Source organism: Rhodococcus sovatensis (genome assembly GCF_037327425.1).
GTDB classification, from domain to species: Bacteria; Actinomycetota; Actinomycetes; order Mycobacteriales; family Mycobacteriaceae; genus Rhodococcoides; species Rhodococcoides sovatense.
This window is the reverse complement of record NZ_CP147846.1, coordinates 5,926,998-5,952,000: the sequence shown is the minus strand read 5'-3', so window position 1 is coordinate 5,952,000 and position 25,003 is coordinate 5,926,998. Positions and strand designations below refer to the sequence as shown.

The following is a 25,003-nucleotide window of genomic DNA, read 5'->3' as shown; positions in this document are numbered from 1 at the left end:
ACTTCGATGCAAGGAGTCGAATCCACAGGGGAGGAGAGGGCAATTGGTTCAGGGCGACCTCAACACCACGTCGTTCCTGGTGCTCGGGCTCCTGGCATCCAGAGACTGGTCGGCCTACGAAATCGCAGAACAGGTCGGCCGAGGAGTGGCCGAGGTGTGGCCGCGGGCTGACCGCCAGCGCTACAACACCCCGAAGCGCCTTCTCGAGCGCGGACTGGTCACAGCCCGAACCGAGCACACCGGCGAGCGTCGTCGCAGAACCGTGTACTCCATCACGGAGGCGGGTCGCGATGCGCTCACCGAGTGGCTCGGCACCCAGTCCCGTCCACCAGCGCTGGAATTCGAGGGCCTTATCCGGGTCATGTTCGCCGAACAAGGGTCCGTCGAGGACCTTCGAGCCAACCTTCGAAACTTGCGTGAGCAGGCCAGCCAGGCACAGCAACTCTTCGTCTCCCACGCCGGACGGCTCCACGCTCCGGAAGGCGGGACCTTTCCGGAACGGCTGCACCTGATGACGCTCGCCAACAAGTTCATGATCGGCCACTTCGACAACATGATCGAATGGGCAGAATGGGCGCTCGACGAGACCGAGTACTGGCCCGATACCTCGAGTCCTGCGACGACGCACGCCGCACGCAGTCGCGAAATTCTCTCCTACACAATGAAGTTGGCGCGTCCTGCCGGTCCGGAACCTGAATCCTCCTAGACGAAGCGGGGGTCAGGTGCGCCCACTCCGAGGCGGGCTCGGAAGGAAACGGGAGACCCGGCCCATGACCTCGCGGTACTCGGGGCGGCGCTGAAGACTGCGCCGTTCCATCATCGGGATACTCACGCCGAGAAACATCATCAGCATGACGACAGCTCCCGCCATCACCCACCACGCGCCCGGGTCCGCAGCCAGTCCGAAGAGGCAGAACGAGAGCCATATTCCGAACTCACCGAAGTAATTCGGATGCCGCGACCACGCCCACAAACCCTTGTCCATGCTCCGCCCCGACTCGTTGGAGTGAATGAAGCGACGCATCTGCAGATCCGCGATCGTCTCGATACTCAACGCGCCGACACCGACAACGAATGCGACGAGGTCGAGTGGACCGAATACCTCACCGGGCCGCGTCGCAACAACGTAGACGGGTATCAGTCCGGCGAAAACCTGCAACGTCGGGAAGACATGGATGCCGAAAAGATCAGCGAGCCCCTCGAGCCGCCCAGCACGCTCGCGTAGTAGTGGATATCGCCAGTCTTCATGGTGGAGGCCCCGAAAGGTGGAGATCCAATTGCCGGTCAGCCGAATCGACCACGCCACCATGACGATCATCAGCAGCCACCACCGGGCGTCGTCGACAACGGTGCCCGCGTCGAACCACCAGTAGAACGCCAACAGCGGAGGTATGACGCTCCAGTACGCGTCGTAGAAGCTGGAATTGCGATGTATACGACTGGCAGCGAAGATCACCAGCGTCGCGAGCAGATCGGCAGTCAGGCTATCGAGCCACAACTGGCCGGTGCTCGGGCCCAGCACCAACCACGCGAATCCAACGGCGATGGCCACGGCGTATGCGATCGCCACCCGGCAGAGCGATGCGCCTCGGCTCATGGGAGCACTGTAGTGCGTCGGGCGGATTTACTCCCGCGTTGTGCGCACCTGGGGGCGCACGGCGCACAATCGGGGGGTAAATCCGGCAGCGAGTGAGGGAGAATGCCTCCCGTGGCTTCCGTGATGACAATCGGCGACTTCTCGCAGGCGAGCAGATTGAGCGCCAAGACGCTTCGCTTCTACCATCACGCCGGACTTCTACTCCCGGCGTCGATTGACCCCTCGAACGGGTATCGGCTCTACAGCACCGACCAGATCGCCGACGCGCAGGTGATCCGCCAGCTGCGCGCACTGTCGGTACCAGTCGAGGAAATCCGGTCCATTCTCTCCGCTTCCGACGTCGCGACGAGGAACGACCTGATCGCTGCGCACCTGGAACGAATGGAAGCCGAGCTGGAAGCGACCAGAGCCGCGGTCAGATCGCTTCGAGGCTTGCTCGAATACGCACCGACGCCGCTCGTCGTCGAACATCGCAGCGTCCCAGCAACACCGGTGCTGGTCATTCGCGAGACGATCGACCTTCCGAACCTCGGCGACTGGTACACCTCGGCCCTCGCCGAGCTGGATGCGTTGTCTCGGACGGGTCCTCTGCGCGCGGTCGGACCGAAGGGCGGAATCTGGCACACCGACCTGTTCCTGCACGAACGTGGAGACGCTGCGTTGTTCTACCCGATTGCATCTCCGGACGATCATGGCACTCCCCACGGACGAGTCCAGGCAGAGATACTCCCCGCTGTCGACCTGGCCGTCGCAACGCATCGAGGGCCCGACGAGACGATACGGCAGACCTACGGGGCGCTCGGGGCGTACGTCGCCGAACACGAGATCGGCATCGGAGGGCCCATCCGAGAGAACTACCTGGCGGATGCCGTCACCGAGATCGGCTGGCCCATCTTCCGTACCGGCCGCTGACCCTTCGCTCTTGACTTTCCCCAAGGTCGACGCTGTAGGAATGACGAGTATCGCGAGAACGCCGATGGGCTCCTCGACGACGGTCACACCTAGCGCTCGGGCGGTCACGGTTGCACACTTCGGCGAGTTTGGGCGAAATCCCGTCGATTCTCGACGATAGTGTGCACGCCGGTTCGCTGGTTGTGGATTCGGTTACCTGGTAGCACGCCGGCGTGCCTCGATGAGAACGAGTTCTTCACGTCTGCATCCCGGCGCGATACGGCCAGTTTCTTCCATCCAGCTCGCGCGGCTCTGCATCACTGGGCCGAAGTCTATTGTCGTCGTTCGGATCACGTCGCTGACAAGTCCACTGCTGCGCAGTTGTCTCAACGAATCGTCGACCCCCGAGAATTCGGATTGCACGACCAACAGCACTCCCTCCGGTGCGAGAAGCTCAGCAGCTCTGGTACACAACGGATCGAGCACAACTCGTCCGCAGTCGCCCGCATCCCAGGCCCGGTGCACTCCAGCACCGACCGGCGGTTCCGGCGACGGCACATACGGTGGATTCGACACAACGAAGTCGAATCTCGCTTGGCGTAGCGCGTCGGCGATCGTGCCGAGTCGAACGTCCACCTGCACACCGTTGGCAACAGCGTTTGCGGACGCACACGCGAGAGCATCGGCTGAAATATCGTATGCGACAACATCTCGCGCACCCATCCGTGCGGCCTCGATAGCAGCGATACCGCTGCCGGTACACAGATCCAATACTCGCGCCCCAGCCATATTCGATCGTGACGAAATTTCGTCGCGTAGGAGGAACGAATCCTCCTGGGGGACATAAACCCCCGCATCGACATTGATCAGCGTCTGAGTGCGTTCGCGTGCAGCGGTCATGGAGCCTCCCGGTCGTTCGTCTACGAGTGCCCGATCTGCACGATCAGCAAACGTGGGTTTCCCCGATGTCGCCATCGAGGTAGGCGCGAGGAACCACAGCGTGCTCACGGCATCGCCTCATATGCAGTCGGCGGTCAACGTGAGTGCCGACGTCTGCGTTCTCGAGCCTGAATGGTGCCGATGCCCGTGCGGGAGGCGGGCGACCGAGGCGCCGAGCATGTCCCGGTACAGCGCGATGTATGCGTCGACCATGGTTCGCGCCGAGCAGTGCCGCTCCGCGTGAGCTCGGACGCCGGCGCGCGGGAGTTCCGTGGCCCGTGCAACGGCCGCAGCCAGGGCCCGGACGTCCCCCGGAGGCACGAGAACACCACTGTCGGTCGACACGATCTCGGGAATTCCGCCCCGTGCGAATGCTGCCACGGGAGTTCCACACGCGAGAGCCTCCGCCACCACGAGCCCGTACGGCTCGTCCCACAACGGCGTCGCGAGAACCGCTGCCGCGCCACCTACCAGGCCAGCCAGCTCGCGCTGTTCCAGGTGACCGACGTACGTGGTTCGCTCACCGAGACGGGGGCCTACCTCACGAAAGAAGTAGTCCGGATCGGAAATGGGCCCCGCAAGCTTCAACGGATAGCCCGCCATCTCTGCGGCCTCGATCGCCACATGCGGACCCTTTTCCGGTGTGAACCGTCCCGACCACACGAGATACGGACCCCCATCACCGGCCGGCCAGTCGTCTACGCCGACCCCATTGGGCACGATGTCGACCTCGCTCAGGACCGTGTGCCACATCGACGCCGTATGCCTACTCACGGCGGCAAAGCGACCGCTGTTCCCGTCGGATGCCGCGACCGCGGATTCGATCCACGGCGTCGGCGGGGTGTGCAGCGTCGTCAGGAACGGCGTGGTCAACGTCGACGCCATTGCGACCGGAAGATAGTGGAGGCTGTGGTTGTGGACGATGTCGAACCGATGGTCCGACGCCAGATCCAACATCAGACGCTGGTAGGCGTGATGATCGGACATGAAGTCGTCCGACGGCATGGACACGTCGGATTTCGCCCACTGCGTCAGTTGCAACTGCTGGACATCGAGAAGGTCACTCGGCAGATCGGGGTCCGAACCCGGTCCTGCGAACAGAGTGACGCGGTGCCCCGACCGGACCAATTCCCTTGTCAAATGCCAAATATGGGCCTCGAGGCCGCCTGCGAATGGTTGCGCAATAGGGAACCTGTTGGACGCGATCAGTGCAACACTCAATCTGCCGCTGGTCACTGAAACGTCACCGATAACCCCAACTGGTTCGCTCTGTCGTTCACGCCCATCCCTCGCCACACAAGGACGGGCACACACCGCCCGCCGCCGAATGATGTCGATACCCCCCGTGACAACGCTGCAAACTCCCGGGTAACCCCGCCCACCCTCGGTCACCGGCTCACTCGATCGCCACAGGGCAACACCACCCTGTGTTCTGAATCTCAAAGCGAGACGGATGAGACGCAGATCACGGTGTTCAATCGGGTGCACATCTTCCCGACAAGGCCGGCAACCCCGCTGACCTCGCATCCAGGAGGCGCACATTGAGTAGGCAAAGCCTTACCAAGGCACACGCGAAGATCTCGGAGCTTACGTGGGAACCCACGTTCGCCACACCTGCGACTCGCTTCGGCACGGACTACACGTTCGAGAAAGCACCGAAGAAGGATCCGCTCAAGCAAATCATGCGGTCCTACTTCCCCATGGAGGAAGAAAAGGACAACCGCGTCTACGGCGCGATGGACGGCGCCATTCGCGGCAACATGTTCCGCCAGGTCCAACAACGCTGGCTCGAGTGGCAGAAGCTGTTCTTGTCGATCATTCCGTTTCCGGAGATCTCGGCAGCGCGGGCGATGCCGATGGCCATCGACGCAGTACCCAATCCGGAGATCCACAACGGCCTGGCCGTGCAGATGATCGACGAGGTCAGGCACTCGACGATTCAGATGAACCTCAAGAAGCTGTACATGAACAACTACATCGACCCCGCTGGGTTCGACATGACAGAGAAGGCGTTCGCGAACAACTACGCCGGCACCATCGGACGGCAGTTCGGCGAAGGCTTCATCACCGGTGACGCCATCACTGCCGCGAACATCTACCTGACCGTCGTCGCGGAGACAGCGTTCACCAACACGCTGTTCGTCGCGATGCCCGACGAAGCTGCCGCCAACGGTGACTACCTGCTCCCGACGGTTTTTCACTCGGTACAGTCCGACGAGTCTCGCCACATTTCCAACGGCTATTCGATCTTGCTCATGGCACTGGCCGACGAGCGGAATCGTCCGCTGCTGGAACGCGACTTGCGCTACGCATGGTGGAACAACCACTGCGTCGTCGACGCCGCGATCGGCACGTTCATCGAGTACGGGACCAAGGATCGACGCAAGGACCGCGAGAGCTACGCGGAGATGTGGCGTCGTTGGATCTACGACGACTACTACCGCAGCTACCTGATCCCCCTCGAAAAGTACGGCTTGACCATCCCTCACGACCTGGTCGAAGAGGCCTGGAACAGGATCACGAACAAGGGGTACGTGCACGAGGTCGCCCGCTTCTTCGCGACCGGTTGGCCGGTCAACTACTGGCGCATCGACACCATGACCGACAAGGACTTCGAATGGTTCGAGCACAAGTACCCAGGCTGGTACAGCAAGTACGGAAAGTGGTGGGAGAACTACAACCGCCTCGCCTACCCCGGCATCAACAAGCCGATCGCGTTCGAGGATGTCGGATACCAGTACCCGCACCGCTGCTGGACATGCATGGTGCCCGCTCTCATCCGTGAAGACATGGTCGTCGAAAAGGTCGACAACCAGTGGCGCACGTACTGCTCGGAGACGTGCTACTGGACGGATGCGGTAGCCTTCCGCGGCGAATACGAAGGCAAGGACACCCCGAACATGGGCCGTCTCACCGGATTCCGCGAGTGGGAGACCCTGCATCACGGGAAGGATCTCGCCGACATCGTCTCCGATCTCGGCTATGTCCGTGACGACGGCAAGACTCTCGTCGGTCAGCCGCATCTCGATCTGGATCCGAAGAAGATGTGGACCCTCGATGACGTCCGCGGCAACACCTTCCAGAGTCCGAACGTGCTGCTGAACCAGATGACCGAGTCGGAACGGAACGCGCACATCGCGGCCTACCGCGCCGGCGCCACTGTGCCTGCCTGATCTCAGCCTCGGTGGGCAGCGACTGAGAACAGCCGCTGCCCACCGATTTCAGCGTCATCGAACATCCACTTCAGGAGACCCTTGTGGCCGACACACACCGCATCACCTTCGAACCGGTCGACATCGAGATGGAAGTCCGCGAGGACGAACACATCCTCGATGCAGCGTTTCGACAAGGAATCCATCTCATGCACGGCTGTCGAGAAGGACGCTGTTCGGCCTGCAAGTCGTTCGTCCTCGACGGCGATATCCAGATGGAGAATCACTCGACGTTCGCGTGCAACGAAGCCGAGGAAGACGAGGGATTCGTACTGCTGTGCCGCACCAAGGCATACAGCGACTGCACCATCGAGCTGCTGAACTTCGACGAGGACGAACTGCTCGGCGGCATTCCGATCCAGACGGTGACCACAAGGGTCGCGTCCCTTGAATCGGTGACCTCAGACATCGTGGCTCTACGCCTCGAACCCGTCGAACCGGCAGTGTTCGAATTCAAGCCGGGCCAATACGCGGACCTACGAATTCCTGGCAGCGACGACGTGCGTTCCTTCTCGATGGCCTCGACACCATCGACTCCGAATCAGGTCGAGTTTCTCATCAAGAAGTACCCGGGCGGCAAATTCGCAGCGCTGCTCGACGACGGGATTACGGTCGGGGATGAGATCAGCCTGACCGGCCCCTACGGTTCGTCCACTCTCAAGGACGGCCACGTCCTTCCCGTGGTGTGCATCGGCGGCGGTGCCGGAATGGCCCCGATCCTGTCGATCGTGCGCCATATGAAAGAAACCGCGAACACCCGACCCGTCCACTTCTACTACGGTGCGCGCACACCGAACGACCTCTTCTACGTCGACGAAATCAACGCTCTCGGTGATGGTTTGGTCGACTTCACCTTCGTTGCCTGCGTATCCGATTCGGTGGGCGTAGCGTCCTCCGGCGCGATATCAGTGGAAGAAGGCAACGTCACCGACGTCGTCCAACGGCTGGAACCGGACATTGCCAAGTCGGAGGTCTACCTGTGTGGGCCTCCCCCGATGGTCGATGCCGCACTGGAGCTTCTGGACGTATGCGGCACGCCGACGGATCAGATCTTCTACGACAAGTTCACCAGCCCGGCATTCGACTAGAGCGTGTCTCCCAAATTTGAGAGGTGCTGTCAGCGATGATATTTCGATGACGCGCGTGGGAGTGATCAGTGACGAGTTCTGGGAGATCGTCGAGCCAGTGATACCCACCGACGTGGGAAAACGTGGGCGGCGGTTCGCCGAGCACCGGCAAATTCTGGAGGGCATCGCATACCGATTCCGTACCGGGTGTCCGTGGCGAGATCTGCCGGAGGACTTCGGTCCGTGGCAGACGGTGTGGAAACGCCACCACCGATGGTCCTTCGATGGCACCTACGACGAGATGCTTGCCGCGGTGGCCGAGGTGTTCGGTCTCGACCCGGAAGAACTCGACGGCGATATCGGGGCGGTGCTCTCGATCGACTCGACCAGCGTCCGGGCGCATCAGCATGCGGCCGGTGCGCGAGCCGACACTCTCACAGGGGGCCTTGTCGAATTACAAGAAATCCGTCGACGAACCCGCTGACCACGCGTTGGGTCGATCTCGCGGAGGATTCACCACGAAGATCCATGCACTGACCGACCTGACGTGCTCGCCGGTGACGATGCTGCTGACCGGTGGGCAAGCCGGGGACAATCCACAGTTGGTGCCGTTGCTCGATGCCCACCGAGCTGCCGGTGGGGACCAGGACTACCGATTGCTCGCCGACAAGGCGTACACCCATCCCAGTACCCGCACCGAACTGCGTCGCCGCAAGATCAAACACACCATTCCCGAGCGCAGCGACCAGAAGCAGCGACGGGCCGACAAGGGGTCCGCCGGTGGTCGTCCACCGGGTTTCGATCCGACGATGTACAAGCACCGCAACACCGTCGAGCGTGGCTTCGGGCGGCTCAAACAGTGGCGTGGTGTGGCCACTCGATATGACAAGTACGCCATGACATTCCTCGGGGGCGTTGTCCTGTGCGCGGCAGTTCTGCACTCCCGCAACCACAACCACCGCCCGGCGATGAAAACGAAAACGGACCCAATTTAAGAGACACGCTCTAGACCGTTACCCCGATACCAGCCCACACCTCACCCGAGAGGCCAGACATGACTGCAACCCAAGACTCGACAGCCACCGCGGAGCCGAAGCAACGCAGCTTCCCCACGATCGAGTTCACCGACTCCGAAGCCGGCGCGAAGGTATTCCCGAGCTCGAAGAGCCGGACCTACAGCTACTACACGCCGGCCAAACGCCGGGCGACCATGTACGAAGACGTGACCGTCGACGTGCAGCCCGACCCCGACCGGCACCTGACGCAGGGGTGGATCTACGGCTTCGGCGACGGGCCCGGTGGATACCCCCAGGACTGGACGGTTGCGAAATCTTCGAACTGGCACGAGTTTCTCGACCCCAACGAGGAGTGGGACCAGACCATCTTCCGCAACAATTCCGCGGTGGTGCATCAAGTCGAGCTGTGTTTGAGCAACGCCAAACGTGCGCGTGCGTACGACGGTTGGAATACCCCGTGGCTCAAATTCATCGAGCGAAATATCGGCGCGTGGATGCACGCGGAGAACGGTCTGGCATTGCACGTGTTCACCTCGATTCAGCGTTCGGGTCCGACGAACATGATCAATACCGCTGTCGCCGTCAATGCCGCCCACAAGATGCGCTTCGCGCAGGACCTCGCGCTGTTCAATCTCGACCTGTCCGAGGCCGATGTCTCGTTCGACGGATCGGCGCATGTCGACGTGTGGAAGAACGCCCCGGAATGGCAACCGGTTCGGGAAGTCGTCGAACAGCTCACCGCGGTGCCGGACTGGTGCGAGCTGCTCTTCGCCACCAACATTGTCTTCGAACAGCTCGTCGGTTCTCTCTTCCGCACCGAGTTGGTGATGCAGATTTCCGCCCGAAACGGCGACTACATCACGCCCACCATCGTCGGCACTGGCGAACACGATTACGACCGCGACCTCAATTACACCCGCACACTGTTCCAGCTCCTCACCCGCGATCCCGAGCACGGCGAAGCAAACCGGGTTTTGTTCGGTGAGTGGATGAACGTGTGGGTACCGCGGTGCCTCGACGCGGCACGGGCGCTCCAGCCGATCTGGTCTCAGCCTGCAGACAAGGCCGTCACGTTCGCCTCCAGCTTGGACGCAGCCGTCGCCAAGTTCACGGTTCTGCTCGAATCCCTCGGCCTCGACATCCCCAAGGAGTTGGCACGATGACCATGCAATTCGGATCGAACACGGAATTTTCGAACATGTGCGGCGTGACCTTGATGAACACCCCGGTCGGGCGGGTGGTTGCCGAGGTCATGGGCGCCAAGGACGGCGTCGAACTGACCGAGTACCCCTCGATGATTCGCGTCGACGGCACCAAACTTCTGTCGTTCGACTACGAGGAATTGACCGATGCCCTCGGACAGGAATTCGACGGTTCCGTATTCGAGGAGATCAGCTCCACGCACTACGGGCGCATGGTCCACCTCGATGACAAGACGATGCTCTTCGCCAGCCCCGAAGATGCAGCCGAGTACATCGGGTTCGACCTCGCAGAACTCCCCTGACGTACGAGTCAGTCAGCATTTCGCAGCAAAAGAAGAACTCACGAGAGTTGGAGATCGAGACCATGTACGAAAAGAACGGCGACAAATACTTCATCGTTGACGGCCACGTCCACCTGTGGGACGCACGCGAGAAGAACCAGAAGAACATTCACGGCAAGCAGTTCATCGACTGCTTCTACGACTACCACAAGAACCTCAGTCCTGAATCCGAACTGTGGGACTACGAGACCTACCAGTACTACGGCGAGGATCGCCTGTACAAGGATCTGTTCGTCGACGGGTACGTCGACCACGCAATATTTCAAGCGACACTTCTCAGCGACTTCTACCACACTGGTTTCGGTCAGACCGAGGACGCATTCGCTCTGACACAGAAGCACTCGGACAAGCTCACCTACAACCATGCCTACGATCCCAGGTTCGAGGAGGCCGGCCTGGAACAGCTCCGCAAGGACGCCGATCGTATGAACCTGCAGGGCGTCAAACTCTACACCGCCGAATGGCACGGTGACTCCCGCGGATACAAGCTCGACGAGCCCTGGTCGCGGCGCTACCTCGAAGAGTGCATCAAGCTGGGTATCAAGAACATTCACGTGCACAAAGGCCCGACGATCCGGCCTCTGGACCGAGATGCGTTCGACGTCGCAGATGTCGACAAGGTCGCGACGGATTACCTCGATCTGCGCTTCGTCGTCGAGCATGTCGGACTGCCTCGGCTCGAGGACTTCTGCTGGATCGCCACCCAGGAATCGAACGTCTACGGCGGCCTCGCAGTTGCGTTGCCGTTCATTCACACCCGTCCTCGGTACTTCGCCCAGATCATCGGCGAACTTCTCTACTGGCTGGGTGAGGACAAGATCCTCTTCGGCAGCGACTACGCACTGTGGACTCCCAAGTGGCTCATCGAACAGTTCGTGGACTTCCAGATCCCCGAGGACATGCAGTCGGAGTACGCACCGATCACCGTCGATCAGAAGCGAAAGATACTCGGAGCCAACGCGGCCGCGCTGTACGGCATCGATATTCCCGCCGAGCTCCGTCCCGCGGGTAACCCGGGCCAGGAAGGTGTCGAGGTGGCCGCAGGGGCGAAAGAAGCCGTGCCGTCATGACCACCCTGGCCCTGTGCTCTCCTGTCGACGTCGTCGAGGCACTCGCCACCGTCACGGACCCTGAACTCGACGAGCCCATCACCGACCTGGGATTCGTCAGATCGGTGACGCTCGACGACGACGGCGTCGAAGTGCATCTGCGGTTGCCCACGGCGTTCTGCTCACCGAACTTCGCCTACCTGATGGCGTCCGATTCACTCGACGCCCTTCGACTCGTCGAAGGAATCGGCAAGGTCAGGGTCCTGCTCGACGACCATCACGACAGCGCCAAGATCAACATCGGGTTGGCAGCCGACGCCGGTTACCGGGGCACCTTCGGTTCGGAGGCCGAAGACAGTCTCGAGGAACTACGAAGTGTGTTCCTCCGCAAAGCCCATCTCGCCGCGATGGAACGCTCGATCACTGCCCATCTTGCACAGACCGGTGAAGGCGTCGAGCGCATACACACGCTCACCCTCCGCGATATCAGGAGCGAGCGACACACCACCGCTCTGCTTCGCCGGCGCAGCGCGATCGGACTGAGCATCTGCCCGAACAGCCGGGTGTTCGTCGACGAACACGGACGATCCGTTGCACCAGAGGCGATCCCTCTGAAGCTTCGGTTCGCGAAATCCGTTCGGATCTCCATCGAAGGCAACTCCCACTTCTGCCGTGGGCTACTCGCAACCCGATACGACGACACCGAACCGATCGGCGCGTCACCGCGCATCAACGACATCAGAACCAGGAGATTTCCATGAGGGCAGTACAGGTGGTGGGCTACCACTCGAAATTGGAAATGACCGAGATCCCTGCGCCCAGCATCGAAGGGCCCTTCGACGTGATTGTGCGTATAGGAGGTGCGGGCGTGTGCCGCACCGACATCCACATCCTCGAAGGACAGTGGGAGGAGAAAAGCGGAGTCACCCTGCCCTACACCATCGGTCACGAGAACGCAGGCTGGGTGGAGGCCGTCGGAGACGCGGTCCGCAATGTGACGGTCGGCGACAAAGTGATTCTGCACCCGCTGGTGACCTGCGGCCTGTGCCGCGCGTGCCGCTTCGGCGACGACGTGCACTGTGAGAACAGCGAATTCCCTGGAATAGACCGCAACGGCGGCTACGCCGAGTACCTTCGAACCACAGCCCGCAGTGTCGTCAAGATCGACGATTCGCTCGAACCTGCTGACGTCGCAGCCCTCGCGGACGCCGGATTGACCGCCTATCACGCTGCAGCGAAGGTTGCGCGCGATACCCGACCTGGTGACACCTGCGTCGTCGTCGGGGCAGGTGGATTGGGACACATCGGGATTCAGGTCCTCAAGGCCATCTCAGGGGTCAAGGTCGTCGTCCTCGACCGCAACCCCGATGCCATCGCCCTTGCATTGAACATCGGTGCCGATCGCGGGATCGTCGCAGACGGAAACCACGTCAAGGAAGTTCTCGAACTTACCGATGGGCATGGCGCAGAGGCGGTGCTGGACTTCGTCGGTGAAGGCGGCGCCACCCGCGACGGTGTCGCGATGCTCCGCCGGGCGGGCAATTACTACGTCGTCGGATACGGAGAGAACATCGACATCCCGACGATCGACGTCATCTCCACCGAAATCAACTTCATCGGCAACCTCGTCGGGTCGTACAACGACCTGCAGGAACTGATGGCACTGGCAGCCAATGGCCAGGTATCGCTGCACACCACCAAATACCCGCTCGACGACTTTCAACAAGCACTCGACGACCTCGACGCGGGGCGCGTCCGAGGCCGAGCGATCCTCGTCCCCTAGAGCCGCACCAGCGCCCACCAACACACCCTCGAAAGGAACGAACTCATGGCCAAGGAACTGCGGTTCAACACCGAAGCGCGAGCACTACTGGAGCAGGGCGTCAACGCCCTCGCCGACGCAGTGAAGGTGACGCTGGGGCCCAAGGGACGGAACGCGGTGCTCGAAAAACTCACCGGTCCGCCCACGATCACCAACGACGGCGTCACTATCGCTCGGGAGATCCAGCTCCGAGAGCCGTTCGCCAACATGGGTGCACAGTTGGTGAAAGAAGTCGCCATGAAGACGAACGGTGTCGTCGGCGACGGAACCACCACCGCGACCGTGTTGGCGCAAGCGATGGTCCGGGAGGGCCTGCGCGCAGTGGACGCCGGCGCGAACCCGATGCGACTGCGTCGGGGAATCGAAACGGCAGTCGCCTCGGTCGTCGAGTCATTACGTGCACAAGCAGTCGAAGTGGTGGGCAGCAACGACTTGGAGCGCATCGCCACCCTCGCCGCCAGCGACGACGAGGCAATCGGACAGTGTGTCGCCAAGGCCGTCGAGTACGTCGGAAGATCCGGCATCGTCACCACCGAGGAGAGCGAAACTCTCGGAATGGCAGTCGATGTCGTCGACGGTATCGAGTTCGATCACGGATTCATCTCGGGCTACATGATCACCGATCCCGAGCGCGCGGAAGCAGTGCACGAGAACCCGGTCATTCTTCTGACGAACAAGAAGATCAACCAGGTTCAGGACATCATGCCGAGCATCGAGGCTGCCAAGCGCGCAGACCGCCCGCTCGTCGTCGTGGCCGAAGACGTCGACGGACCGGCTCTGCAACTGCTCGTGGGCGGCAACATGCACAAGACCATGCAATCGGTCGTCGTTCGCGCCCCTGGTTTCGGACACCGGCGGGTCGCTGAGCTTCAGGACTTGGCCATTGCGCTCGGCGGGCAGGTGATTGCCAAGGACACTGGCCTCGAACTCTTCGAGGTCACGGTCGACCAGCTCGGGTCGTGCGACCGGATCACCGTCACCGAGAACGCCACCACGATCGTCGGTGGCCGGGGCGATCAGAAGCTCCTCGAAGCGCGAGTCTCTCAGTTGGAGAGTCAACTCGAACGCTCCAAGATCGACGGTGACCGCGACAGCCTCGAATTGCGCATCGCGCGGTTGACCGGCCGGGTCGCGGTGGTTCGGGTCGGCGGTGCGACCAGTGTCGAGCTGAAGGAGCGGATGCTTCGTGTCGAAGACGCCGTCGCAGCTTCCCGAGCCGCACTGGAATCGGGAATCGTCTCCGGCGGTGGGACAGCTCTGGCTCAGTCTCACCGCGCGCTGACGGAGTTGGAATTGACCGGTGATCAGGCGATCGGTGTCGAAGTGGTCCGCAAAGCTCTGACCGAGCCGCTGCGGTGGATTGCCATCAATGCCGGCTTCGAGGGCGACGATGTCGTCGAGGTCGTCACCGGTCTGCCGCTCGGACACGGATTCAACGCACTTACCGGCGAATACGGCGACATGTTCGACGACGGCGTCATCGATCCGTTCAAGGTCACCCGGGCGGCTCTAGAGAGTGCAGCATCGATCGCAGCACTGTTGATCACCACGGAAACCGCTGTCGTGGAAGAGGTCTTCGGCAACCCTGGCGCGATCATGGCACCGGGATTCGGCGATCTCGCCGAAGGAATGGTTCGTCCGTCCAACATCTACTGAGGCCGAGTTCGACTGCAACACAAATGGGATCGATCGATGGGGTGGCGCTGATTCAGTTCCGGCGCCACCCCGTCATCCACCTGGGATCGGAGAGACATGATATTCATCGTCGTCAAGTTCGACGTTCAGGAACAACACGCTCGACAGTGGCTCGACAAGACCGCGAAGTTCACCGCGGCAACACGAGCCGAGCCAGGAAACCTGTGGTTCGAGTGGAGCGTGAGCGCCGACAATCCGCTCCGATACGTACTCGTCGAAGCCTTTGCCGATAGCCAAGCGGGCACCGAGCACGTGCAGTCCGAGCACTTTCGCGCCGGATTGGACGCGATGAGGCCGATGTTGAGCGCAACCCCCAAGATCGTTCACACGATCGTCGACCAACAGGATTGGTCGGAGATGGGCGAGTTGGAAATCGTCGGATGACGACGAGATCGGAAAACCACTACCGGTCGGTGACAATCGGCTAACATCAGCCTGTTACGGCGTGCTCGTCCGAGTCGGGAGCACACTTTTTGCAATCACGGAATCCCCCGTTGCGCTCGATGTGTAGGCGGAGAAGCATGAGCAAGGAAATCTCGGTGCGGGACCTTCGCAGGGCTCGTGAAAAGTACTTCACTGAGCAGCAGTTCGACGATGCCGTACGCGATCCCATCTCCTTTTCCTGGGAACGTTCGCGGTCGTTGAATGTCCAGCCCGACATTTTGCACGCGCCCTACGTCCGCGACCCGGATCTGGAAAGCCCGCTGGTGGTAGCGGCGACACCTGTTCTACGGCAGCTCGCCGACGGACTGGTCGACGAGCCCGTGTCAGTCATCCTCACCTCTGCAGACGGGGTGGTTCTGAACAGAACAGCCGGGAGCAGCCAGTTGTTGAGGATGCTCGACAACGTCAACCTCGCCCCCGGATTCAGCTATTCCGAACAGTTCGCCGGAACCAACGGCATCGGAACTGCGCTCGAAACTCGGCAACCCACCCTGGTCTCTGGGGCGGAGCACTACGTCGAGAGTTTGGGGAGTTTGGTCTGCGCGGGCGTTCCCATCGTGCACCCCATCAGTGGTTCGGTTGTCGGAGTACTCGATGTCACCGGCTGCGTCGAAGATGGCGCCCCGCTTCTCGTCACGCTGGCACGGTCGGCTACCGCGCAGATCGAAGGCCGATTGCTGGCGCAATCGAGCGAGGAGCAGACCTCGCTGCTCAACGCCTACCTCCGAGCCTGCAGACGATCGCAACAAGTCGGGGTTCTCGCGCTCGGCGACGACATAGTCCTGCTCAACAGAAAGCTGCGGCGAGCCCTCGACCCCCAGGATCAGGCAGCGGTGGTCGAGCATGCCGTCGATCTGACCAGCGGCTCTGGAAGTAGTCGGCACATCCTCACGTTGCCCAGCGGACAGACAGTTCGGCTCTCCCCTGCCGTGGACGCCACGTTGTCCGCACGCCGCGGTATGGCCGTCTACTACGCATATCTCACCGATCCCACGGCGACCACGGTCGCCATCGAGAGCGCAAAAGCACTTCCAGGGATCGTCGGCGACAGCTCCTCCTGGAGGCACAGCAGCCAGCAGATCGCACATTGCGCCAGACAGCAAGAGTGGGTGGCCGTATCCGGTGAATACGGAAGCGGACGGTTCAGCATCCTGAAAGCCTCTGCAATTCAACATATCTCGACTACAACGAAGTTCTTCACCGCCACCGAACTCGCGACGGCCGAGGGCACGATGCACTCGCTGGAATCCGAGCTCGAACAAGACGGCTTCAGCGTGATCATCCGCGACGTCGACACATTGCCCGATATCCATCAACGCGCCATCGCGAGCATGATTCAAGGCCGCGAGCACGCAGGATGGATCGGGGTCACGATCGGCACCGAAACCAACAACACGGACAGCAACGCCCTGGTCCAGCCGTTCTTCGGCCATACGGTCCACGTACCTGCCCTCAGACACCGGATAGAAGACGTACACAAACTGGTCCCCTACATACTTCGTCAGCTCAGCCGCGGACAGGACCTGACCATGTCCCCTGCCTCCATCCGCCAGCTCACCAAATACAGCTGGCCCGGAAACGTCGCTCAACTCCGTGAAATCCTGCAAGAAATCGTGCACAACCAAAGGTCGGGGATCGTCGAAGTAGACAAGCTGCCGCCCATCTGTCGGTCGCTGAGTCGCCGCACCCTCACCCCGATCGAAGCTCTCAAGCGTGACGCCATCGTGCACAGTTTGGAGAGCAACGGCGGGAACAAGCAAGCAGCAGCGGACGCCCTGGGGATGTCTCGCGCCACCATCTACCGGAAGATCCGTGAGTTCGGCATAGACCTGTAGCTGCGGCCTACCTGTCGCCGGACCTGTTTGCACACTACCGTCGAAAATCGACGGACTTCCGTCGATTTTCGACGGTAGTGTGCACGGGGGTCCGCGGATTCGTGGACAACTGAACGCGCAACCCGGGTTCTCGGAGCTCGGGCGACCAGGGAAGCGGACATGTCGCGGTACGACGCTTACATATTCGACGTCCAGGGAACTCTCATGGACTTCTACACGCCAGTGTTCGACGCGTTGGCCAACTTTTTCGGGTCGGAAGAGAACTCGGTGCCGATCGGGGATCTCGTACGGGCATGGCGCAGGGACTACTTCTCCCGGGTAGCGTCACTCGACCAATCCGCAGCCCACTGGTCGCCGGTGCAGGATGCGTATACGGCAGGGCTCGATGCAGTCTCGAAAGCGCTGAACGTTCCCATCGATCCTGCGCACCACGCCGAATTGGCCCAAGCCTGGAAGCGCTTGACACCGTGGCCGGACGTCCCAGAAGGACTGCAGAAGATTCGCCAGGATGCAGTGGCGGCGACGTTGTCCAACACCGACATGTCCACTATGGTTCAGCTGTCCAGGACTCATCAGCTCGAATGGGACGCGGTCCTCACCGCGGAGGTGTTCGGTGCGTTCAAGCCTGAACCCTTCGTGTACGAACGGACGTGCCGTTACCTCGGCGTCGAACCGGGACAAGCCGCGATGGTCGCGTCGCATCCGTACGATCTCCGCGCCGCCCGAGCGGTAGGACTCGCGACTGTATTCGTGTACAGGCCATACGAGTTCGGCTGTATCGACGATGCCGTGAACGACGCCGAAGGCGAGTTCGATCACTGGGTCGACGACATTCGCAGCATTCCCTGATCCTTTCTAGACAGATCGATACACAATTGCTACCGTTCACCCATGGGCAGAACCGCCGAATTCGATCGGGACACAGCCATCGAGGCAGCACTCGGCGAGTTCTGGGCCCATGGCTTCAACGGGACGAGCACCGAGACGCTGTGTCAAGTAACCGGTTTGGGTCGAAGCAGTCTGTACAACGCTTTCCGAAACAAGATCGGACTGTACGAGGAATGCATGTCGACGTATCTCGCTGCGGCCGACGAATCCGTAGATTCGATATTGAAACGTGAGTCGTCGACAGTGTACGAGCGAGTGTCGACGTTGTTCGATGACCTGATCGACAGCGAGTTGGAGCGCCGCGCTTCAGGCGGCCCTTCGGGATGCTTCTCCGTCAACACTGCACTGGAGGCTGCAGACAATCCCGAACTGTCAGGCCCGTACGAGCAGTTGCAGACCAACCTGCAGAGAAGGTTGGCCGTCATGACGGACTACCTGCGCGCAGGACAAGCAAGCGGCGATATCGCACGCACTTTGCCGCCTTCCGCTCAGGCCGAGATCATCAACGGGGCAGTCGTCGGAATCAGGGTGGCTGCCCGAGTGGGATCAAGACCTGAGTCGATGCGCGCTATCGCGAGTGGCGCGTTGATAGTTCTGACGCCGTAGACACAAGGCATTTCGCCATTTCCAGAGTCGACAACTCTTTCTGTACAGAACAGTACAGAAAGAAGAGAAGGACAGCCCGATGAGCAGCACCGAATTGTCCGGGTCACACACTTCTGACCTCGACCGGGTCACCCGAGTCCCCCTCCCGGTCTACGTACTCGCATTCACCATCCTGGCGTTCACGACGAGCGAATTCATGGTGTCGGGCTTGATGAACGACCTCGCACGGGATCTGCCTGCATCCATCCCCAGCGTCGGCTACCTGATTGCGATCTATGCCCTGTCGATGGTGGTCGTGGCCCCGCCTGCCTCGATCTATCTCACCAAGTTCCGCCCCAAGTCCGCCCTGGTCGCCATTTCGATCGTGTTCATCATCGGCGAATTGATCGCCGCTGCAGCACCCAGCTACGCCGCCATCGTGATCGGTCGCATCCTTACCGGGGCAGCCGCAGGCACCGCGTACGGCGTGACGCTGTCGATTGCCGCCCAGGCAGTACCGGAGAGCATCCGAGGGCGTGCAATCGGCATTGTCATGGGAGGCAACACGATCGGTACAGTAATCGGACTACCCGTCGCCAGCTTCCTCGGAAACGCGTTCGGTTGGCGAATTGCCTTTGCGTTCGTTGCCGTGCTGGCGGCTAGTGCGCTCGCGGCGAGTGTCGCTCTGATCCCGGCAGTGGGCACCAGCCCGCGACCCAAAGTTCTGGCTCAGTTGTCGGAGCTGAGAAACGGCAGCCTATGGCTCGCCTACGCGACGAGCGGATTGCTGATCGGCGCGGTCTTTTCCATTTTCAGCTACTTCTCACCCGTCCTCACCGAACGCGCCGGTTTCGATCAGAGTTGGGTACCGATCATTTTGGCCGCATACGGAGTCTTGTGCGTTGTCGGTATCACCGTTGTCAGCCGATTCTCCGACAACTTTCCACTGACCGTGGCGAGCGTCGGTGCGGTAGTCGTATTCCTGTCCGGCCTGCTGTTCATCTTCGGTGACACCAACTCGGTGGCGGTCTTGGTCGGCGTCGCAGCGCTCGGTTTCGCGGGTGTGAGCCTCGATCCCGCATTTGCGGTGCGCGTCATGAAGGTGGGCGGAACCTCGTTTGTGGTCAACACCGTTCATACCTCGATCATCTGCTTCGGCATCTTCCTGGGTGCTTCGCTCGGCGGTGTGATCATCGACTGGTCCGGCTCAGTCCATTCGGTGTACTACCTGTCCCTCGCATTCGCAGGTGCAGGAATCGTCGTGCTGGCGCCGAAGCTGGGCGCAGTTCGAGCCGAGATGCAGACTGAGAACTGAACGAAGACCTTTCCAAAGGATACGGGGAGGGGGTATGGTCCAATACGTACCCGGATACCCCCTGGGGGTATAAATCCATGAAAACGAAGGAGCTTCGCATGATCACCACGAATTACCGAGTCACCGGCATGACTTGCGGCCACTGCGAGTCATCGATCCGCGAAGAAGTCCACGCCGTGCACGGCGTGGAAACAGTCGATGCATCGGCGTCGGCAGGGACGCTGACGGTGACCAGCACCGTAGAGCTCGACCAGGCTGAGGTCATCGCCGCCGTTCGCGAAGCCGGATATACAGCAGAACCCCAACCCGCAGACTCGCGCGCCGAGTAGCCATCGAACTCGGTGGATAGAAGGGACTCGCACGATGAACAACCACACCCATACCGGCGTCGACGACGGGGTGGCCGGGCACAGCACGGCCCACTCCGAACACGAGGGGCACACGGCACACGCTGGTCATGCCGGCCACTCCGAACACGCCGATCACGTAGGCATGTTCCGACGCCTGTTCTGGGTCATGCTGGCCCTCGCGGTCCCGGTGATCCTCGCTTCGGACATGTTCGCAATGCTCGTCGGCTACTCACTGCCCGACGCGTCGTGGATCGCCTGGGTATCCCCGGTGCTGGGCACCGCGATGTTCGCCTGGGGCGGCTCCCCGTTCCTCAGCGGGGCAGTGAGCGAGATACGTTCACGCGCACCGGGAATGATGCTGCTCATAGCCCTGGCGATCACGGTCGCGTTCGTCGCATCGATGGGAGCAAGCCTCGGCGTGCTGGACCATCAGCTCGACTTCTGGTGGGAACTGGCCCTGCTGATCGTGATCATGCTTCTCGGACACTGGATCGAAATGCGATCACTCGCACAGACCACGTCCGCTTTGGATTCGCTGGCAGCTTTGCTTCCCGACACCGCCGAACGCATCGAAGGCGACGATGTGGTGGCGGTATCCCCGGACCAGTTGCAGCTCGGTGATGTGGTCGTCGTCCGTCCCGGCGGCCGAGTGCCGGCAGACGGCACCATCGTCTCCGGCTCGGCGAGTATGGACGAATCCATGGTCACCGGTGAATCCCGCACCGTCCGCCGCGGCAGCGGCGATCAGGTCGTCGCTGGGACGGTCGCCACCGACTCCGGTCTCCGGGTCCAGGTCACCGCAGTAGGGGAAGACACCGCCCTCGCCGGGATCAGCAGGCTGGTCGCCGACGCACAGAACTCGACATCACGAGCTCAACGTATCGCCGACACCGCCGCGGGCTGGTTGTTCTGGTTCGCTCTCGGAGCCGCAATCATCACCGCCGCAGCGTGGACACTGTTCGGGATGCCTGACGACGCCGTCATCCGCACGATCACGGTGCTGGTCATCGCCTGCCCGCACGCACTCGGTCTGGCCATCCCGCTGGTGGTCTCCATCGCCACCGAACGAGCTGCCCGCGGCGGTGTCCTGGTCAAAGACCGGCTCGCACTCGAGACCATGCGGACAGTGGACACCGTGCTCTTCGACAAGACCGGCACACTCACCACAGGCGAACCCACCGTCACCGCGATCGACGTGACCGCCGGGCGCACTGCCGACGAGGTCCTCGCACTCGCCGCTGCCGCCGAATCCGATTCCGAGCATCCACTTGCGCGCGCCATCGTCGATGCCGCACGACACCAGGACCTGACCGTCCCGACCGCCACCGACTTCCGTTCGTCCCCCGCTGTCGGGGTATCTGCCGACGTCGACGGAACCCGAATTCAGGTCGGCGGGCCCGCCCTGCTCGAGCAGGAACACCTAGCCGAACTGGCGGTCGCCGAGCGGTGGCGCGAAGACGGGGCGATCATCCTGCACGTCCTCGCCGGCGGCGCCATGATCGGGGCGCTCGCACTCGCGGATGCGATCCGGCCCGAATCGCGCACTGCGATCGACGCGCTCCACGCCCGCGGAATCGCGGTGGTCATGATTACCGGCGACGCGGATGCCGTCGCGAAGTCCGTCGCTACCGAACTCGGCGTGGACCGCTACTTCGCCGGAGTGAAACCAGGGGACAAGTCGCACACCGTCGCTGCCCTACAACAGGAAGGACGCACCGTTGCGATGGTCGGCGACGGAGTCAACGACGCGCCCGCGCTCGCGCAAGCCGATGTCGGCATTGCAATCGGTGCGGGCACCGATGTTGCAATCGCATCGGCCGGCGTGATTCTGGCCAGCGACGACCCACGGTCGGTGTTGTCGGTGATCGAACTCTCCCGTGCCTCGTATCGGAAGATGAAGCAAAACCTTTGGTGGGCAGCGGGATACAACCTGATCTCTGTTCCGCTCGCGGCGGGAGTGTTGGCGCCTGTCGGGTTCGTGCTCCCCATGTCGATCGGGGCGATTCTGATGTCGTTGTCGACGGTCATCGTCGCCGCCAACGCACAGTTGCTGCGTCGACTGGACCTCGCACCCCAGACCAACGGAGAACCAAGACGGTAGCTGCGCACTGACCGAAGGCCGCACCCTCCAGTAGGGGCTGCGGCCTTCGGTCGTCTGTAGAACAAGTCAGCCAAGCAGGCGCTGCATGGCCTCGATCTCCTGCTGCTGAGTGTCGACGATCGCGCGAGCCATCTGCTGAGCATCGAGATTGGAGCCGTCGGAAATCTCGGTGTTCGCCATCTCGATCGCGCCGCGGTGGTGGGCGATCATCATCGTCAACCACTGGCGGTCGAACTCAGGACCCGAGGCCGCCATCAAACCGCCCATGTCCTCCTGCGTCATCATGCCGCTGCCCGAGCTGTGATCCATTCCGCCCATGCCCGCAGCCGGGGCTGGCTGGCCCCACTCGGTGAGCCACGCAGTCAACTGATCCATCTCGGGCTGCTGCGCGGCTTCGATCGCCGACGCCAAAGACAACACCTCGGGATTATCGGTGCGTCCGTTCGCCATTGCGGCCATCTCGACTGCTTGCGCATGATGCGGATACATCATCTGCGCGAACATCACATCGGCGTCGTTGAACTTCGCCGACGCACTGGCCCCCTCAGTAGAGGACGGAGCAGACGAGGACACATTCATCGAGTGCCCGTCCATCGGAGAATCGGTCGAGTCGTCGCTACAGCCGACGACAAGAAACGCGCTCATAGTGGCAGCAGCCAGCGACATTACAAATTTCGTACGCATATCAAACTCCTTGCAAGAGTGCTTGTTCAGGGAAACGGATGTCTTTCGATCCGCCGGTGCGCTCACCGGGCTCCCTGTCACACTCGCAAGGTCACTGATTTGTCCAGCTGCGACAGCGTCCACGGAGGATCGCGCCCCATCGACGACTCGGTGCGACCGCCCATTCCTGTCACGGTTGTCGGCGCAAGCTCGATACCGCCGCTCATCGCCGGAACCGTCAACGCAGGCCACGACACCGTCGTCCCCGCACAGGGATGCATCATCTGATGCACAGACGGGCAATCATGCTCGCCGAAGGCCACCGGAATCGAACTGTCGCTCGGCGCCATCGCGAGGTGGGCACCCATCGACATCGACGTATTCGTCGACGGCGTCGATGTCACCGAGTGCATCGACAGCACTCCGAACACCGTCAGCGCAACCAGCAATCCTCGCGCCAGGGCAACGCCCCGTCGCCGCTGCCGGATGGCTGGTTGCATGTCACCGACCATACCAGCGAATACCCCCTGGGGGTACCAGATTCCCACTACATGTGAACATGACTCAGCAGCGGACTCATGCGATGGTAGGCAGCCGAGCAGGCGAAATCTGCGGGAAAAGACCGCCATCGTCGAAGTAGATGCATGTGAGCGTGGCCTTCTAGGTGCGAGGGAGATGCCACCCAGACCCGACGCTCGTGCGCTGAGCCGACCCGAGCCTCGTGGCGACGGACTCATTCTGTCAGGCAGCATGATGCCTGCGTTCACCCGCGGCATGCTGCCTCGATCGATTTCCATTGGTAGCCGCTGAAGGTTAGCCTGTGCTCACGCGCTCCCATGTGCGCCACGCCGTCGGGCAATCCTCGGCGGCTCACTGCTGTCTGGACCAGAAGGACACCTGAAGTGCTCAACGTTCGCCGCCGCGCCGGCGCCCTCGCCGCCTCGGCCGCCTTGATCGGCTCACTCGTTGCATGCGGAACCTCCGAGGAGGTTCCTGATGTGGTCGCCGGGGCCACCGACGGCGGCACCTCGTACCCGCTGACGATCGAGAACTGCGGCCAGTCGGTGACCTTCGAGTCGGCCCCGCAACGAGTGGTCTCTCTCGATCAGAACTCCACCGAAATCTTGCTGGCCCTCGGCGTCCAGGACCACATGGTCGGCACCGCGTCGTGGACAGATCCGGTGCGGGAGAACCTCATGGATGCGAACGCCTCGGTGCCCCGACTCGCCGACAACGCACCCACCTACGAGGTCGTCGTCGACACCGAGCCCGACTTCGTCACCGCATCGTTCGGACGGCACTTCGAGCAGGGCGGCGTCGCAGAACGATCACGCTTCGCCGAGACCGGTGCTGCGACGTACCTTTCACCTACCGACTGCGACGCCGGCCGCAGCGTCAACGGTGGCAACACCCGAACGACGCCCCTCACCATGGATTCGCTGTACCAGGAGATCACCGAGCTTGCAGCGATCTTCGACGTGAACGCCCGTGGTGCCGAGTTCGTGGATGAACTGAAGACTCGCATGGCCAATGCCACCGAGCAGACCGCGAACGCCGATGTGTCCGCGGCATTCTGGTTCGCAGACACCAAGAGCCCGTACATCGCAGGCGGACGAGGGTCGGCCGATCTGCTCGCGCGAACGGTCGGCATGACAAACGTATTCGCCGATACCGACGACGACTGGCCCGCCGTCGGCTGGGAGACCATGGTCGATCGAGATCCCACCGTCCTCATTCTGGGCGACCTGGCGCGCAACCGCTTCCCTGGCGACCTGCTCGCCGACAAGATCGCGTTCCTCGAGGCCGACCCCGTCACCAGCACGATGGCCGCCGTCCGCGACAAGCGCTACATCTCGCTGCACGGTGCCGAGATGAACCCGTCGATCAGGGCCGTCGACGGCGTCGAAAAGGTCTCGGCCGGCCTGCGCGAGCTGGGACTCTCGTCCTGACCGCGATCACCGCTCCGAAACCTACGGTCGATCGCTCCCCTA

Annotated in this window: 23 protein-coding genes and 1 pseudogene; 19 read left to right on the top strand and 5 right to left on the bottom strand. The window is 62.0% G+C overall.

Annotated elements, in window-relative coordinates:
* Positions 1 to 43: 43 nt before the first annotated feature.
* Complete coding sequence (locus WDS16_RS27860; RefSeq protein WP_338889466.1) at positions 44 to 706, top strand: PadR family transcriptional regulator; 663 nt, start codon at positions 44 to 46, stop codon at positions 704 to 706.
* 12 nt (positions 707 to 718) lie between these two features.
* On the opposite strand, the gene WDS16_RS27855 is transcribed toward WDS16_RS27860, so the two are convergent.
* A complete protein-coding gene (locus tag WDS16_RS27855) occupies positions 719 to 1,597 on the bottom strand; it encodes a DUF1295 domain-containing protein (protein WP_338889464.1) in 879 nt (292 codons plus the stop codon).
* Between the two features lie 111 nt (positions 1,598 to 1,708).
* On the opposite strand from WDS16_RS27855, the gene WDS16_RS27850 reads away from it, so the two are divergent.
* Entirely contained in the window at positions 1,709 to 2,509 is an 801-nt protein-coding gene (locus tag WDS16_RS27850) for a MerR family transcriptional regulator (protein ID WP_338889462.1), read from the top strand.
* A 192-nt stretch (positions 2,510 to 2,701) separates the two neighbouring features.
* Here the strand turns inward: WDS16_RS27850 and WDS16_RS27845 are convergent, their stop codons facing one another.
* Both WDS16_RS27845 and WDS16_RS27840 read right to left on the bottom strand, forming a co-directional pair.
* On the bottom strand, positions 2,702 to 3,388 hold the full coding sequence (locus WDS16_RS27845; RefSeq protein WP_338889460.1) for a HemK2/MTQ2 family protein methyltransferase: 687 nt from the start codon (positions 3,386 to 3,388) through the stop codon (positions 2,702 to 2,704).
* A 117-nt stretch (positions 3,389 to 3,505) separates the two neighbouring features.
* Positions 3,506 to 4,678 carry a glycosyltransferase gene (locus WDS16_RS27840; protein ID WP_422395872.1) on the bottom strand — a complete coding sequence of 391 codons (1,173 nt, stop codon included), beginning with the start codon at positions 4,676 to 4,678 and terminating at the stop codon, positions 3,506 to 3,508.
* A gap of 290 nt (positions 4,679 to 4,968) precedes the next feature.
* On the opposite strand from WDS16_RS27840, the gene WDS16_RS27835 reads away from it, so the two are divergent.
* From WDS16_RS27835 to WDS16_RS27760, 16 genes and pseudogenes are all read left to right on the top strand, one after another.
* Positions 4,969 to 6,600 carry a methane monooxygenase gene (locus tag WDS16_RS27835; RefSeq protein ID WP_068374608.1) on the top strand — a complete coding sequence of 544 codons (1,632 nt, stop codon included), beginning with the start codon at positions 4,969 to 4,971 and terminating at the stop codon, positions 6,598 to 6,600.
* An 83-nt stretch (positions 6,601 to 6,683) separates the two neighbouring features.
* Positions 6,684 to 7,727: an FAD-binding oxidoreductase gene (locus WDS16_RS27830; protein WP_338889456.1), complete on the top strand. Its 1,044-nt coding sequence runs from the start codon at positions 6,684 to 6,686 to the stop codon at positions 7,725 to 7,727.
* Between the two features lie 46 nt (positions 7,728 to 7,773).
* A pseudogene (locus WDS16_RS27825) lies at positions 7,774 to 8,701 on the top strand (IS5 family transposase).
* A gap of 59 nt (positions 8,702 to 8,760) precedes the next feature.
* Complete coding sequence (locus tag WDS16_RS27820) at positions 8,761 to 9,885, top strand: aromatic/alkene monooxygenase hydroxylase subunit beta (RefSeq protein WP_338889455.1); 1,125 nt, start codon at positions 8,761 to 8,763, stop codon at positions 9,883 to 9,885.
* Positions 9,882 to 10,226: a propane 2-monooxygenase effector subunit MimD gene (gene mimD / locus WDS16_RS27815; RefSeq protein WP_338889453.1), complete on the top strand. Its 345-nt coding sequence runs from the start codon at positions 9,882 to 9,884 to the stop codon at positions 10,224 to 10,226. Before WDS16_RS27820 ends, mimD begins: the two co-directional genes overlap by 4 nt.
* A 62-nt stretch (positions 10,227 to 10,288) precedes the next feature.
* Complete coding sequence (locus tag WDS16_RS27810) at positions 10,289 to 11,335, top strand: amidohydrolase family protein (protein WP_338889451.1); 1,047 nt, start codon at positions 10,289 to 10,291, stop codon at positions 11,333 to 11,335.
* On the top strand, positions 11,332 to 12,075 hold the full coding sequence (locus tag WDS16_RS27805; RefSeq protein ID WP_338889449.1) for an iron-sulfur cluster assembly protein: 744 nt from the start codon (positions 11,332 to 11,334) through the stop codon (positions 12,073 to 12,075). The genes WDS16_RS27810 and WDS16_RS27805 overlap by 4 nt, the downstream gene beginning before the upstream one ends.
* Positions 12,072 to 13,097, top strand: coding sequence for an NAD(P)-dependent alcohol dehydrogenase (locus WDS16_RS27800; RefSeq protein ID WP_338889448.1), 1,026 nt, complete (start codon positions 12,072 to 12,074; stop codon positions 13,095 to 13,097). The genes WDS16_RS27805 and WDS16_RS27800 overlap by 4 nt, the downstream gene beginning before the upstream one ends.
* 45 nt (positions 13,098 to 13,142) lie before the next feature.
* Positions 13,143 to 14,792: a chaperonin GroEL gene (gene groL / locus WDS16_RS27795; RefSeq protein WP_338889447.1), complete on the top strand. Its 1,650-nt coding sequence runs from the start codon at positions 13,143 to 13,145 to the stop codon at positions 14,790 to 14,792.
* 96 nt (positions 14,793 to 14,888) lie between these two features.
* Entirely contained in the window at positions 14,889 to 15,215 is a 327-nt protein-coding gene (locus tag WDS16_RS27790; RefSeq protein WP_338889445.1) for a putative quinol monooxygenase, read from the top strand.
* Between the two features lie 137 nt (positions 15,216 to 15,352).
* Positions 15,353 to 17,110 carry a sigma-54-dependent Fis family transcriptional regulator gene (locus WDS16_RS27785; RefSeq protein ID WP_338889443.1) on the top strand — a complete coding sequence of 586 codons (1,758 nt, stop codon included), beginning with the start codon at positions 15,353 to 15,355 and terminating at the stop codon, positions 17,108 to 17,110.
* A 159-nt stretch (positions 17,111 to 17,269) separates the two neighbouring features.
* On the top strand, positions 17,270 to 17,959 hold the full coding sequence (locus tag WDS16_RS27780; RefSeq protein ID WP_338889441.1) for a haloacid dehalogenase type II: 690 nt from the start codon (positions 17,270 to 17,272) through the stop codon (positions 17,957 to 17,959).
* A 42-nt stretch (positions 17,960 to 18,001) separates the two neighbouring features.
* A complete protein-coding gene (locus WDS16_RS27775; protein ID WP_338889440.1) occupies positions 18,002 to 18,604 on the top strand; it encodes a TetR/AcrR family transcriptional regulator in 603 nt (200 codons plus the stop codon).
* 79 nt (positions 18,605 to 18,683) lie between these two features.
* On the top strand, positions 18,684 to 19,898 hold the full coding sequence (locus WDS16_RS27770; RefSeq protein ID WP_338889438.1) for an MFS transporter: 1,215 nt from the start codon (positions 18,684 to 18,686) through the stop codon (positions 19,896 to 19,898).
* Between the two features lie 98 nt (positions 19,899 to 19,996).
* Positions 19,997 to 20,227, top strand: coding sequence for a heavy-metal-associated domain-containing protein (locus WDS16_RS27765; protein WP_338889436.1), 231 nt, complete (start codon positions 19,997 to 19,999; stop codon positions 20,225 to 20,227).
* Positions 20,228 to 20,261: 34 nt separating this feature from the next.
* Positions 20,262 to 22,349 (top strand): heavy metal translocating P-type ATPase, encoded by a 2,088-nt coding sequence (locus WDS16_RS27760; RefSeq protein WP_338889434.1) that lies wholly within the window; start codon positions 20,262 to 20,264, stop codon positions 22,347 to 22,349.
* Between the two features lie 66 nt (positions 22,350 to 22,415).
* Here the strand turns inward: WDS16_RS27760 and WDS16_RS27755 are convergent, their stop codons facing one another.
* Positions 22,416 to 23,033: a DUF305 domain-containing protein gene (locus tag WDS16_RS27755; RefSeq protein WP_338889432.1), complete on the bottom strand. Its 618-nt coding sequence runs from the start codon at positions 23,031 to 23,033 to the stop codon at positions 22,416 to 22,418.
* A 77-nt stretch (positions 23,034 to 23,110) separates the two neighbouring features.
* Positions 23,111 to 23,512 carry a hypothetical protein gene (locus tag WDS16_RS27750; RefSeq protein ID WP_338889430.1) on the bottom strand — a complete coding sequence of 134 codons (402 nt, stop codon included), beginning with the start codon at positions 23,510 to 23,512 and terminating at the stop codon, positions 23,111 to 23,113.
* A 402-nt stretch (positions 23,513 to 23,914) separates the two neighbouring features.
* Here WDS16_RS27750 and WDS16_RS27745 point away from each other — a divergent pair, with 402 nt between their 5' ends.
* Entirely contained in the window at positions 23,915 to 24,961 is a 1,047-nt protein-coding gene (locus tag WDS16_RS27745) for an ABC transporter substrate-binding protein (RefSeq protein ID WP_338889428.1), read from the top strand.
* The last annotated feature ends 42 nt before the right edge of the window (positions 24,962 to 25,003 follow it).